Origin of the sequence: Arthrobacter ulcerisalmonis (genome assembly GCF_900609065.1) — a bacterium.
Classification (GTDB): domain Bacteria; phylum Actinomycetota; class Actinomycetes; order Actinomycetales; family Micrococcaceae; genus Arthrobacter; species Arthrobacter ulcerisalmonis.
On the sequence record NZ_UXAU01000020.1, the window covers coordinates 81355 to 94690 of the forward strand.

At 64.3% G+C, this 13336-nt stretch carries 13 protein-coding genes; 3 read left to right on the forward strand and 10 right to left on the reverse strand.

The features are described 5' to 3' along the window. Window positions 1-218 precede the first annotated feature (218 nt). Together PSET11_RS07005 and PSET11_RS07010 are read left to right on the forward strand one after the other, a co-directional pair. Window positions 219-1391: a MinD/ParA family ATP-binding protein gene (locus tag PSET11_RS07005; RefSeq protein ID WP_238989065.1), complete on the forward strand. Its 1173-nt coding sequence runs from the start codon at window positions 219-221 to the stop codon at window positions 1389-1391. 67 nt (window positions 1392-1458) lie between these two features. Further along, window positions 1459-1665, forward strand: coding sequence for a hypothetical protein (locus tag PSET11_RS07010; RefSeq protein ID WP_124091390.1), 207 nt, complete (start codon window positions 1459-1461; stop codon window positions 1663-1665). A 155-nt stretch (window positions 1666-1820) separates the two neighbouring features. Here PSET11_RS07010 and PSET11_RS07015 read toward each other — a convergent pair whose 3' ends face one another. Next, window positions 1821-2471, reverse strand: coding sequence for an ANTAR domain-containing protein (locus tag PSET11_RS07015; protein WP_238989066.1), 651 nt, complete (start codon window positions 2469-2471; stop codon window positions 1821-1823). 724 nt (window positions 2472-3195) lie between these two features. On the opposite strand from PSET11_RS07015, the gene PSET11_RS07020 reads away from it, so the two are divergent. After that, on the forward strand, window positions 3196-5238 hold the full coding sequence (locus tag PSET11_RS07020) for a DEAD/DEAH box helicase (protein WP_124091474.1): 2043 nt from the start codon (window positions 3196-3198) through the stop codon (window positions 5236-5238). 3 nt (window positions 5239-5241) lie between these two features. Here the strand turns inward: PSET11_RS07020 and PSET11_RS07025 are convergent, their stop codons facing one another. The 9 genes from PSET11_RS07025 to PSET11_RS07065 form a co-directional block, all read right to left on the reverse strand. Further along, the gene (locus tag PSET11_RS07025) at window positions 5242-6066 is read right to left on the reverse strand and encodes a hypothetical protein (protein ID WP_124091392.1); all 825 of its coding nucleotides are present in this window, start codon (window positions 6064-6066) and stop codon (window positions 5242-5244) included. 129 nt (window positions 6067-6195) lie between these two features. Next, window positions 6196-6519: a hypothetical protein gene (locus PSET11_RS07030; RefSeq protein ID WP_124091393.1), complete on the reverse strand. Its 324-nt coding sequence runs from the start codon at window positions 6517-6519 to the stop codon at window positions 6196-6198. A gap of 130 nt (window positions 6520-6649) precedes the next feature. Further along, complete coding sequence (locus tag PSET11_RS07035) at window positions 6650-7000, reverse strand: thioredoxin domain-containing protein (RefSeq protein ID WP_124091394.1); 351 nt, start codon at window positions 6998-7000, stop codon at window positions 6650-6652. A gap of 114 nt (window positions 7001-7114) precedes the next feature. Further along, window positions 7115-7834, reverse strand: coding sequence for a hypothetical protein (locus PSET11_RS07040; protein WP_124091395.1), 720 nt, complete (start codon window positions 7832-7834; stop codon window positions 7115-7117). Window positions 7835-7896: 62 nt separating this feature from the next. Beyond that, window positions 7897-8562, reverse strand: a complete 666-nt coding sequence (locus PSET11_RS07045; RefSeq protein ID WP_124091396.1) for a hypothetical protein — start codon at window positions 8560-8562, stop codon at window positions 7897-7899. A gap of 215 nt (window positions 8563-8777) precedes the next feature. Then, a complete protein-coding gene (locus tag PSET11_RS07050) occupies window positions 8778-9851 on the reverse strand; it encodes a DNA polymerase IV (RefSeq protein ID WP_451965627.1) in 1074 nt (357 codons plus the stop codon). A 51-nt stretch (window positions 9852-9902) separates the two neighbouring features. After that, on the reverse strand, window positions 9903-10640 hold the full coding sequence (locus PSET11_RS07055; RefSeq protein ID WP_124091397.1) for a GAF and ANTAR domain-containing protein: 738 nt from the start codon (window positions 10638-10640) through the stop codon (window positions 9903-9905). Between the two features lie 46 nt (window positions 10641-10686). Next, a complete protein-coding gene (locus PSET11_RS07060; protein ID WP_124091398.1) occupies window positions 10687-11643 on the reverse strand; it encodes a carbohydrate kinase family protein in 957 nt (318 codons plus the stop codon). Window positions 11644-11710: 67 nt separating this feature from the next. Next, window positions 11711-13288: a glycoside hydrolase family 32 protein gene (locus PSET11_RS07065; RefSeq protein WP_238989067.1), complete on the reverse strand. Its 1578-nt coding sequence runs from the start codon at window positions 13286-13288 to the stop codon at window positions 11711-11713. Window positions 13289-13336 lie beyond the last annotated feature (48 nt).

Below are 13336 nucleotides of genomic sequence, written 5' to 3' on the forward strand. Positions count from 1 at the left end.
TGCGGGACGCTGCCGCTCGGGGAGCAGCAAGCGCCTAAACTTACACACTCAACCAACGCTGCACTTTTGCGGCCTTTCGTCCCGGGGGGACTGCCATGCCCGATCCGGCAGATCAGAACGCAAGCTCATCAGCAGGGGACGCAGGGCAATCGCTGCCCAGCCGCCGTCGCGATCTCCGTCGCTCCGGTGGCGACGCGGCGGGACCCCGGACAGGAACCATGCCAATCATCACGTCCGCACCATCCAGCCGGTCCGACGAAGGACCCCAGCCTGCGCCCCGCTCCTCGTGGGCGGCCGCGGCTGCTGCAGCCGATGCTGCTTCGGTGGATGCCCCGCCAACGCCTGCTTCCGTGGATGGCCCCGCAACGCCTGCGGCGGGATCGGTTCCGCCGGTACCCAATGCTCAACCCAGCCTGCGCCGGGTGCGGCCTACTGTGGCCGATACCATCTCGGACACCCCCATGCCTGACTTCATCAGCTCGCCGGGTTCGTTCGTCAAGGAACAGAAGCCCCGGCCCGTTGGTGGCGTGCGGGGAGCCCTCTATGACGTGACCGGCGGGGCCTGGAACATGGGTCCGGGTGCCAAGCAGCGCGAAGAAGACGAACTGGCGCTGCGGATTTCGCGCCAGCTCCAGGGCAGTTATAACACTGCTGTGTTAAGTCTCAAGGGCGGGATCGGCAAAACATCCACCACTGTTGGCGTGGGTTTGATGCTGGCCGAGTACCGCGGAGATGCTCCCTGCGCCATCGACGCCAACCCGGACTCCGGCGACCTTGTGGAGCGGGCCTTGGGCGAGGGCATCTATCAGCGGTCCACGCCCCGCACCATTACCGACCTGCTCAACAACATTGACTCGATTGATTCGCTGACGTCCCTGGCGCGCTACATGCACCACGCCGGCCGCCTGCACCTCATTGCGGGCGAACAGGATCCGGAGCTCTCGGACTCCCTCACGGCTGCCGAGTACCTGCAGATCCGCAAACTCATCTCCAACTACTACTCCGTTGCCCTGACAGACTGCGGGACCGGCGTGACCCACAAGGCGATGAGCGGGATCCTGCAATCCGCCGACAACTTGGTCATCGCTGCAGGCTATGCCGTTAGTGGCGCCAAGCGGGCCCGCAGCACCCTGAGCTGGTTGGCCAGCCACGGGTACGAAGATCTGGCCCGGAATGCCATCGTTGTCATCACGGATAAGGATGAGGTTTCTTCCCGTGTGGACAAGGACGCCATTGAGGAGCACCTCGCGGGAATCTGCCGCCAACTCATTGCCGTGCCGCACGATCGGGGAGTGGCTGACGGGGATCTGGTGACCCTGAGCGCGCTCCGTCCGGAGACCCGCAGGGCCTACAAGGAGATCGCCGCCGCGATCGTTGACGGATACAGGTAGTCACCGCGTAAAAAGGCGCGTACTGGCTACTCGGGCGGAGCGAAGTAGGGACTCATAAGCTCACTTCATGATCAATCTCATTGATGACGTGCGCCGTAGTCGCCGCACGTCACACCGTCTCAGCATTGAGAAAGTCGGTCTTGCCGCGGTTTCCGTCACGTGTGCAGCGGTGTTGCTGCCGGCGATCGGGTTTCACGCCATTGCCACGTCCCTGACCTTCGCCCGGAAGGCCCAAGCACCAGCGGATGTGGAGCACAGTTACCTCATCACGTAGGTAGTGCACATCAGGGAACACAAATACCCGGCACGGCAACGCGCCGGGTATTTGCGTGCCCCCACCAACCCTCCCGGAGCTTTCACGCCTGTAACCCCATCCCTCCCGGAGCTGTTGCGCCCAAAACGGCAGCCCTCCCGGAGCTGTTGCGCCCTTTACCTGCTGGATTTGGCCGTCTGGTCCGACGTCAGGTTTTGCAGAACGCTTTCGGCCACGCTGGAGACTTGGAGGCCACGCAGTTGCGAGGTGTGGGCCAGCTTCCCGAAGGCGTCCGAATAGGTGGAACGCGTTTGGGCCATGATCACTCCGCAGGCCACGTCAATGGATTTGCGGCTTTCCAGGACAGTGCCCAGGTTGTCTGCTGCTGACCGGATGCCGTGTACTTCGAGCGCCAGTTTGAGGCTATGCGATGCCACAGCGGCGAACCGGTGAGCTTCCCCTACTACCTCGGGCGCGAACTTGAACCCGGCGGGTCCCAGCAGCACCAAGGCGCAGGTTGAGCCGGCGTCTAACCGGACCGGAATGGCCAAGCTGCCACCGTACGTACCTACCACCACTGAGCCTACGGAGCCCAAGGCATCTGCCATGGGTCCGCCGCCGTCTTCCAACGCCGCGAGTGTTGCGGCCCGCTGGTTGTTGGCTGCGCTGAGAGTGCCTCGTCGCACTCGCTTCAAGGTGGCCGCACAGTCAATATCGACGCCGGCCAGGCTGCTGATGGTCTGCGCCGCTACCTCAGTGAGGCGGCGCAGGGAGCCCTGCTCGGACTCCGTGTTGGAAACCAGGTCCAACAAATACCCTGATGGCACAGATGCTGGCTGGTCCGCCTGCTGTCCATTCCCCACTTCACTTGGCTCAGTTGCCAAGTCTTGCCCCACCACTAATGGACGTGCTGTCACTGTATTGCCCCCGTAAAAAACATTTCCCCCATGCTGCACATAGGCTACGTACGAACTTATGAGAGTGGGAGCTGGGGCACACGAGTACGGGGTACTCGACTTTGGGAGCAGCCAACTCGTGTGTACTCGCTTTTGTGCAAGTGAAGTACGCATCGCTACCCGCGGGCACGGTGCCGGGCCGGTTAAGCCCGAAGATCGGGAACTACGCGCGGAAGACCAGCCACCACGGTAGGATGGGGGAGTACCGGCCCTCTCGCCGTGCAGCCTTTCCAGTTCTGGCGTCAGTCCGGAGCAAGGTTGCTTCGGCTACCGGGGTCACCGGTCCCGTTGTAGGGGGACAGCACCTCTGTGCTGGTTCCCGTTCGTAGCATCTGGCTGCGCTGCAGGGTCCGGGAGGGGCTTTAATTGGCCCCGAAGTGTCCCGGCAGTCCACGTCGGGTCCGCCCGTCCGCTGAATTGCGGTCTATCGGAGGAGAAGTTCTTGGCTCGAGGCCAACGCCAATCAGGCACTGCCCGCAGGGGCGCCACCACTGGCGATTCAGGACGCTCCGGCGACGCCGGCCGTTCAGCCGGCGGTGCACGCCGCGGGGGACAGCGGGCAACCCGCCGCCCACGCGATCTCGACAATGAGGGCATGATTCCCGTGTTGGCCAAGGCCGTCCGCGAGGTAGAGGGAGCCGCGCAACGAGGCAAGGTCCGGCCTGCGGGCAGGACCACCTTCCAGGTGGTGGCCCTCCTGGTCCGCGAAGAGCGGGCTCGGATCAAGAACGATCCGGAGAGCACCGAAACGCAGCGGGCTGAGCAGCTCAAACGCCTCGACGGGGTGGCCACCATCCTCGCGAAGACCGCCGCGCGGGACACCTCGCTGCTGGTGCTCCTGCCTGAGGACGCGCCCGTCTCCGACGCCGCCGTCAGCCTCAAGCGCGACATGCAGCGGGCCGCGGGTGTTGAGGTCGCCGAGGCGCCCAAACCCGATCCCGTGCTGGACCCCTTCGCCGTGGTGCCGGAGCGCAGCGTGGTTCCCCAGTCCGTGGTCTCCCGGCAGTTGGCCAACCCCTTCCTCGCCCCCGATTTCTCCGCCGTCGACCATAACCGGCCTACCGGCAGGCTCAGCAGTTGGGAGCTTTTGGGCCCGTTGTTCCGCTCTTTCGAGTACGGCGGCGCGAGTTCCTGCATGGATTTGCCGGATACGACAGCGGTCAAGGCCCCCGTGGGTCTGGAACTGATGAAGCACCAGGCGCAGTTGGTGGGCGCCGCCGCTGATGGTCACCGGACCTTCCTCCTGGCCGACGAGCCCGGGCTCGGCAAGACGGCGCAGGCACTCCTTGCCGCCGAGGCCGCCGATGCTTTCCCGCTGTTGGTGGTGGTGCCCAACGTGGTCAAGACCAACTGGGCGCGCGAAGCGGAACGCTGGACTCCCCGCCGCACCGCCACCGTGGTGAACGGCAACGGCGACACTATTGACGGCTTCGCGGACATCGTGGTGGTCAATTACGAGGTCCTGGACCGGCACGTGGGTTGGCTGGGCACGTTTGGTTTCCGCGGCATGGTGGTGGACGAGGCCCACTTCATCAAGAACAAAACCTCGCAGCGCTCGCAGCACGTCCTGCAGCTCTCTGCGCAGATCCGCGAACGCTCGGCTCGCCCGCTGCTGATGGCTTTGACGGGTACGCCACTGATCAATGACATCGAAGATTTCCGCGCCATCTGGCAGTTCCTGGGCTGGATTGACGACAAGAAACCGCTGGCGAAACTGATGAGATCGCTGGAGGAAAATGGCCTGACGCCCGCTGACTCCGGTTTCTACACCGCAGCCCGGGGCAGCGTGGTGGACCTGGGTATTGTGCGGCGCCGCAAGGTGGACGTGGCCGCAGACATCCCCGCCCGGCGGATCGCTGACCTTCCCGTTGAGCTCGATGATGAGGCTGGCCGGACCATCCGCGCCGCCGAGCGTGACCTGGCAAACCGCCTGGTGCAACGCTACGATTCAGCGCTGGAACACCGCCGCTCCAGCGTGCCCGTGGCTGGCATCGACCACGAACTGGTGCGGCGCGTTGCCCGCTGGGAACGCGAAGACACCAAGAGCGCCGGGCCGGAAGAAAACGTCTTTGGCGTCATGCGAAAGATCGGCCAGGCCAAGGCTGGACTGGCCGCAGACTACGCAGCCCAACTGGCCCGCAACGTGGGCAAGGTGGTGTTCTTCGCCAAGCACATCGACGTCATGGACGTCGCCGAAGAGACCTTTGCCCGCCGCGGGCTGCGTTACTCGTCCATCCGCGGAGACCAGTCGGCCAAGCAGCGGCAGGAGAACATCGACGCGTTCATCAACGATCCCGATGTCGCCGTCGTGGTGTGTTCCCTCAGTGCCGCCGGCGTGGGCCTGAACCTGCAGGTTGCCTCCAACGTGGTGCTTGCTGAGCTCTCGTGGACGGATGCCGAGCAGACGCAGGCCATTGACCGCGTGCACCGCATTGGCCAGGCAGAACCGGTGACGGCGTGGCGCATCATTGCGGCGCAGACCATCGACTCCAAGGTGGCGCAGCTGATCGATTCCAAGGCTGGGCTCGCGGCCCGGGCACTGGACGGGTCGGACGAGGACATTACGTCCTCGGAGGACATCCAGTTGGGTGCCCTGGTGGCGCTGCTGACCGAAGCGCTGGAGGCCCGGCGCAGCTGACTCTCAGGAGTCGCGGGGCAGAACCAGGAGGAAGCCTTCTTCCAGGTCGCTGCTCCAGCGCCGCGGCTCGCGGATCACGAACTGCGCCGCCAGCTCCTGGGGCGTGAGTAGGCTGTTCGGAGCGGGAGATGGCCCCCATTTGGTGTCGCCATGCGGGTAGAGCGGGTCCAGGATGTTGACGCCTGTGACCGTGAAATCGGCGAACTTCTGTGGATCTCCGACTGACTCGAAACCGCTCATCACCCACGCATGCCGACCGCTCCACATGACCAGGCCTACTGGGCGTCCCGTTTCGGCGAGGGCGCGGGCGGCAGTCCGGACGGCGTCGTCGTACGTGGCGATGCTGACGACGGCGTAGGGTCCCATCCCGGATTCGGTGAGGACCTGCGCCCAGCCGAACGGGTTGGCGCCGTTGTAGGCGTTGGCGGAGAGCGCCCGCGCGCGTTCCCAGAGCGCGCTTTGCTGGCCGCTGTCCGCCCAGGTGCTGCCGCCGGTGTCGTCGATGAGATTGTGCGCCATCTGGATGCTCGCCGCAACGCACCAGTCGAACGTGTACTGGGGGACCCAATCGCCCTCCTGGAAGAGGTTGACGGCGTAGGGTTGCGGGGTTTCCGGGGGTGGCGCGGCTACCGGCGGTTCCGCTGCGGAAGGGGCCGACGACGCCGGGGCTGCTGCGGCCATTTGGGCTGCGGCGGTCTCTTGGGCCGGCGCTGCCGTGGTTGCCACCGGCGTGACGCCAGGCGCTGCACTGCCCGCTGGGGAGCAGGCCGCCAGGGCGATTGCCGCGGCAGCGAGCCAAGCCAGGAGACGGGAGTGCGCGCCAGTCATGATGGGCCCATCCTACTGCCGCGGTCCCGTGGCGGCGAAGAGTTTTCCACCACCTCGGAGTCCGGCTATCCGTGTGTGCAGATACAACCGGTCTTGGAGGTGATGGTGGCGTGGAGATCGAGGTGCGGGCTAGGCCGCTACCAAGCCCGGCACTGCGTGGTCGACTCGGCGCGGCGCCAAAATACTGATGTGGCACGGCGCCTGCTGCGGATCGACCGTGAGCGGCAAATGGTGTTCTCGTGACGAGGCCTGAAGCATCGCCAAGGCGTCCTGATCCACCCAAGCATGCGAGACATCCAGGTTAACCTGCAGGTTTTGCTTCAGTGCGTTGGCCCGCTTGGCCACAACGTACAGCGCATGAACACTGTTAATGGTGATGTGGCCTTTGGCGATCACCTGGGCTACCGAGTGATCCAGATCGAGCCGGACCACCACATTGAGCTTTGCTGTCATTTCCGTAAAACCTTCCCCCGCATTGGCTGCGACGCTGCAGCTTCTTGCATGGCTGTTTCCCCAGCCACCATCAGATTAGGGAGTCAGTGTGACCTGCGCAACATCGCTCGTATTGTTACGAAGCGAGCTGTCACACGCACTGCGGCCGCCGACCCGCCAGCGCAGCCACCGGCACAGCTGTCCAATGCAGGCTGTCGGGCGCAAACGTAATGATGGTCGAGGCTTCGGAGCTGCGTGCCTGGTCGATGGCGAACAACAGCTCGTCCTCGAGATGCCGCACATGCTCAAGCCTGCTGTCCGGGGAGCCCGGCAGATCGCCGTCGTCAATCACCACATGGCCCTTGCCGTCCACGATGATCTTGAGTAGATATCCCCGGTCCGCGTGCAGGGACCCTCGTGTGGAGGTAATCTCGGTAATCTCGGTGATCCGGTCAGCCCGGATCAGGCCGTTGCCTGTGGTCCTAATCCACACCTCGCCCATAAAAGCCTCCTCGGTGATGGGCGCCCCGAAGCAGCCCCTACGGCGAACGCTACTCCTTGACGGCGCGTTTGTGACCCCTTGATTTCCGAACTCTTCACGCGGGTGAGGGTATGGCTAGCGTTCGGCTTCGATGGGCAGGGCGCGTGTTCCCAAGTTGCGGATTGTCCCCTTGAGCTGGTTGGTACCCCGAGCCTGGACACGGCACTCGACGGTGCCGCCAGAGGTGATGACCACTGACTCCAGTTTGTCGAGATGCCGGCTGAAGGCCCCGTTCGTGAAGTCATCGGCCTTGGAACTGCAACTGGAGACGTTCGTACCCGGAGTTGAGCTGGCGAAGACCACTTCAGCTGTGTGGATTTGATCGCAGCCGACTTCCGCAGCGGTAGGTCGATTCCAGCATCTGCGTATGGCGGCGTCACCATCGGTAGTGAGGAGATTCTGGAGCTGAACCGAAAAGCCGCTGGGCAGCTTCGCGGTGCACCCTTTGGAGCTTTGTTCGGCAGTGACATCAGAGCGAAGAACATCCGTGCCGGGCGCCCCGCCAGCGTAGGTGATCACCGTGTCTTGCGTGCAAGGGCCGTCCGTGGCGATCAGTTCGCTGGCATGTTGGCCGCTGCACGCTACGGCCTGATCTTGGCTGTTGAAGCAGGCAACCGACGGTGCGGTTTTCGATTCTTCGGGCAAGGGCGTGTTGTCGGCGAGCGCCGCTGGCGCTTCTGCATTTTGGCTGGGACTAGTACCGGGGCCAGGGCCGGGCACCATTGCTGCGTACAGGGCGATGCAACCCACAACGAAGGCGCCGATGGTGGTGATCGCCACCAAGTTCCTGATCATGTTTCGCTCGGAAAATGGAACCCGAGGTTGGGTGTTCTCCCTGGCCATCTGGTCGGCGCCGGTCAGTCCAGGGTAATGCTGGAGAGGACCGCGGTGACGGAGTCGTTGTCGCGTGAACTCGCTGGATCAATGGCGACTTGGATCTTGAGGGCGTTGACGCCGCCTACCGGGACGGATATTTCCTGGATGGTGTTGAACGGCACCTTTTGAATTTCAATCTGCTTGCCATTGGCAATCACCCTCACTTCCACGATTTTGTCGGAGGAAGTCGAGGAGTTGGATTGACCTACCTTGAACGTCAATTTGTTGAAGTTGTTGGCAAGGCGCAATTCCAAGGTCTTGGCGTAGCTTGCGCCCGGGGTCGTCAGCTCTGAGGCGATGCCGTTGATGTTGGCACGGTCCGCCACGTCATAACGCTTTTCACTCCAGTCTCGGTCGACGTTGAAAAACTCGCTCAGGGCAAGGGGCTTGCCGGCCTTTTCGGTGGCCACCGTCGAGGCCGGTTCAGACGTTTCGCCTGTGGATGCGGTGGGCATCCGGGTCGTTTCCGAAGAGCTCGGGGTGCTGCTGGGAGTTGGGGTTGCCGTTGCCTTGGTCTGGGTGGGCTCTGGAGCATTCGTCTCTGTCGCGGCAGAAGTTGGCGCTGTAGGAGATTCTGTGGCGGCACAGGAAGTGAGGGCTACCGTGGTCATCATGAGCCCTGCCGCTGCGGCGAGACGTATCTTCATGTCTTCTCCAGTTCTGCGTTGAACTTGCAGCCCGCACTGTCAGTCTCATCGTTGAGACTTGGCTGGTGGGGGCCGCCCATTTCAGAACTGTAGCTCAGGGCTCAGGGGAATTTGCTCACGATTTGAAGTAGGTTGCGCGCACGGGGTTTTATGACTCAATTCCCTGCCGCGATTCAGCTGCGTCAATTCCTTACTTAACGAGAATCCCGGCTCGTTCACCAGCCGCCGCGGGTGGGGGTGTGGCCCTGGCGGGCATCGTCCGGCATGGCCATCTCGGCCCGCAATCCCAGGAGCCGGACCGGGCGGTCCGGTTCGAGAATGCTGGCGAGCTCCAGTGCCTTGGCCAGGACCGCCTCTCGGTCGAACGTTTCCGGAATCTTCCGCGCGTGCGTCTTGGTGAAGAACGGCGCGTACCTGACCTTGAGCTTCAGACCGATGACCGGCCGTCCTTCGGCAGCGACATCTGCCAGGACGTGCGCTGCCAAGTCCCTGACGGCGTCGTCGATTTCCGCTTTCTCCGTCAGGTCCTTCTGGAACGTCGTTTCGCGGCTGTGGCCGCGGGCCACCCACGGGGTGTCGTCCACCTCGCTGGCCCCGTCCCCGCGGCCCAGTTCCGCATACCAGAGGCCCATTTTCGGGCCGAATTCGGGCACCAGGTCCTGGGGATCAGCGGCAGCCAACTCTGCAACAGTGCTCACGCCGAGCTTGGCGAGCCGGGCTGAAACTTTTGCGCCCACTCCCCACAGCTCCCGGGTGGGCAGGCCACCCATGACCTCCAGCCAGTTCTGGCGGGTGAGCCGGAAGATGCCGGCGGGTTTGCCGAAGCCCGTGGCCACCTTGGCGCGGACCAGAGTGTCGCCGATGCCCACGCTGCAGTGCAGCTGCGTCACGTCCAACACCGCGGCCTGGATCTGCCGGGCATAGTCCTCCGGGTTGTCCGTCTGGATGCCAACGAAGGCCTCATCCCACCCCAACACCTGGACGGTGGCACCCGGCTGCGCGCGGACCGTAGCCATCACGGATTCGGACGCTGCAAGGTAGGCGTCCTGGTCAACCGGCAGGATGATGGCGTCCGGCACCTTCCGCGCCGCGATGCGCAGCGGCATCCCGGAACCGACGCCAAACGCCCTCGCCTCATAGGACGCCGTGGACACCACAGCCCGCTCGGTGGGGTCACCGCGGCCGCCCACAATGATGGGTTTGCCCGCCAACTCTGGCCGCCGCAGAACCTCGACGGCAGCAATGAACTGGTCCAGGTCAACATGCAACACCCACGGGATTGAGCTCACGCTTTCAGTGTGCCCCAAATTCAGTACCGGAGCAGCAAAATCCTGGGTCCGCTAACCGTCAAAGTGGCTGATCGGGTTCTTGGTCCCGGTAAGCCGCTCCACCACCGAAAGCGCCACGAGGTGCAGTTTCTGGTTTCGGTCGCTGGACGCCCGCCGCAGAATATTGAAAGCATCGTCCTGGCTGCACCGGTTCTGCGCCATAATCATCCCGCAGGCTAGGTCGATCACCGTCCTGTTCTCCATGGCCGACTTGAGGTCCTGGCCGCGCTGATCGGACGCCGCCAACCGGATGGCGAGGCGCAGGGCCTTACTGGCCATCTCGGCGAACCCGCTGGCCGATGCAACCACGTCGTCCTCAAAGATCCTCGGCCTGGGCGCGAAAAAGTTCAGGACAGCTCCTGACTCGTGGGCAAGGTCCATGGGGACACCAAGGGCACTCTCGATCCCAGCTGCCGCCAACGCCAGTTGGTATTCGGGCCAGCGCTGATCCTGGTGCACGTCAGACAGGATCACGGGAACCCCACTTTCGAGGGCGTCGACGCAGGGCCCATCGCCAAGGGTCTGCTCAATCCTGTCCAACGCGATGGCGGTCTCGCTGCTGCCGCTGATGGTGGCAGTCCGCCGCCGCCGGTGCAACGTGACGGCACACTCGATCTGTTCACCGGTGGCGGTACTGAGCATCACCGCCGCAAATTCGGTCAGACTCTGAAGGACTGCCTGGACGTCGGCGGTACCGGCAATCGTGTCCACCAAGCTTTGGAAATCTTCTGCCAGCTGTTCTGAGGACATACCTCACCATAAGAGCTTCGGCAGGTGTCCACAACGTGTAGCGGATTCAGGAGATGGCGTGGGCCGTCGGTCGTGACCCGAGGGCCGCTTCCAGTTCCTGCAGGGTGGGCGGGTTTGCTCCTGCCCGCCGGACGGTGATAGCGGCCGCAGCGGCGGCGCAGCGTCCGATCCTTTCCAGCACCGGCGGAGCGAAACCTTCCGTGGCCCGGGTGAGCAGGCCCAGGATCAGGGCCGACATATAGGAGTCGCCAGCGCCGATGGTGTCTGCCACCCCGGTAGCCACCGCAGGGATTCTCAGGGTCCCTTCCCGGGAGGCAAGGTGCGAGCCGTCCGCCCCCATAGTCACCACCGCCAGGCTGGCACCCAGCCCGAGAATGTGTGTGGCAGCGGACTCGATGTCCTTGCGGGGATAGAGCCACCGGGCGTCCTCATCGCTGAGCTTGACCACATCGGTTGACGGGATCAGCTCCTCAAAGATGACCCTGGCTTCTGCGTGGGTGCCGAGCAGAGCCGGACGGATGTTCGGGTCCAGGGTGACGGTGCAGTGGTGCTGGATGTCCTCGACAAGGGATTTGACGACGGCGGCCCCTGGGGCGAGGAACGCAGCGATGGACCCGGTGTGCACCAGCCGGGGACGGGCAGCCAGGGTGGCTCCAGCCAGATCCCAGTTGACGTCGAAGCTGTACACGGCAGAGCCATCTGCACCCAGGACTGCCGTTGCCGTGGAGGTCCGGGACAGGGACTGCGAGCCGGGCAGAAGCGCCACCCCAGCGCTGAGCAGATGCTCCCGGATGGCGGCACCCCGCCTGTCAGGACCGATAGCTGTCAGCAACCCGGTGGGCACCCCCAAGCGGCCCAGCCCGTACGCCACATTGGCCGGTGAACCACCGGGGTGTTCGACCGGGCCTGCAGCGGTGGTGACGATGTCAATGAGCGCCTCACCCACCACGCACACATCAGTTCTGGGCTGCAGGTCCTGCCGGTCTGTTGTCTTGGGTTCCACTGTGGTGCCTTCTCCGGATTGATGGCGAGCTGGTGCCAGGAGCGCTGGGCTCCTGGCACGGACGGGCCTACTGAGTTGCGCTGATCTCGCTGATGCGCAGATTACGGAACGTTGCCGCGCCGTCGTGCGCGTAGAGACGAATGCCGTTGTCACCCTCGAGCGGGAAAACACGGTGCGAGTGCACCACCCGGCCATCTCCCACGAACATCTCAACGCTGGTCCGGTCCACCAGGATCCGGACCGTGATCCGGCCGGTTCCGGGGTCCACCGGGGTCTGGGATTCCCCGCCGGTGGGGTTGATGGTGGGGCGTCTGTTCAGGTAGGCAAAGGGGCCGGGTAGATACACCCCGGCAGCAACGTGCCGGCCACCGCCGGGGGCGCGGCATACTTCGAAGCCGATATTCGCCGTCGGCGACGCGGGATCCCAGGTAACTTCGCAGGTCAGGTCGTAGGCCGGAAGCCGGACGTCGAGGTCGTGGGTGCCGGCAACAGCCACATCCCCCAGCTTGTAGGTCCGCTTGACGTGGTTGGCGAGGGCCGCCGTGGGGGCTGAGGCGAGGTAGTAGCCAGTGGTTCCCTTTTTCAGCCGCAGGTCACGCACGATCATGTCGTCGCCGTTGTACCCGTCGGTTGCGAGGGTAGGCGTGTTGTGCGGGTAGTCCCAAAAGTTAGCCCACCCGATGGCCCGGCGAAGGCTGGGGTCCTCGGCCCCTGTCCGGTCGTGGTGTGGGTACGTCACCGCCCCATAGAAGTCGAAACCGTAATCAAGCCATTCAGGCTCGGGCCGGTCGGTAGTGAAGGCGCTGCCATCGAAGGAACCGGTCCAGTACGCGTAGGTGGCGGGCAGGCCGCGGCCCTTGCCGTTGGCGCTGGTGCCCAAGACCCAGTGGGAGGTGCCGTCGTCGGCGGTCATTCGGAACAGGTCGGGGCATTCGAGTACCCCCAGGTCGGTGCGGATGAACTCGCCCACCCGCTGCCAGGAACGCAGGTTCGCAGACGTGTAGAAGCCGAGCTTCTGGCCTTCAGCGTTGATCATCAGCCACCGTTGCCGGTCCCCATCCCAGATCACTTTGGGATCCCGGAAATCTGCCACCCCAGGGTTCGGCAAGGCAGGATCGGTGCTGCCAGGCTTGAAGGAGCGTCCGCGATCGGTGGAATACCAGAGGTACTGCCCCTGGCGGCCATCGGGCGCCTGTGTCACCAGGGCTATCACTGCGCCGGCACCGTAGCCGGCCGTGTTCCGCTCATCGACCACCGCGGAACCCGACCAGCAGTCCCCGTTCTTGTTGCTGAACTTGGGGATCGCCACGCCACGGTCGCGGAAGCTGACGTGATCGGTGGTGGTGACCCGCCGCCAGGACGTGCCGCCGCCTCCGTTTACGTAGTCGGCGTTGTAGAGGTAGTAGTAGTGGTACTCGCCGTCAATGTAGACGGGACGCTGGGGATCGTTTTTCCAATTGTCGGGCACGCTGACGTGATAGTAGGGGCGCATCCGGGTCCGTCCTTTCGGGAGTGGGTCTTTGCCGGGGCCAGCTGGTGCGGCCAGCGCAGGCCCAGCGCCGGCAACAGCGAGCGGTGCAACGAGCGCGGCGGAGCCGGCGCTGGTCAGGAGGGTGCGGCGCGTGACTGAGGGTGATTCCTTCATTGGTTCCCTTTGATCGGGGCAGCGTGGTGGCTGCGAAGTGGGGCTGCT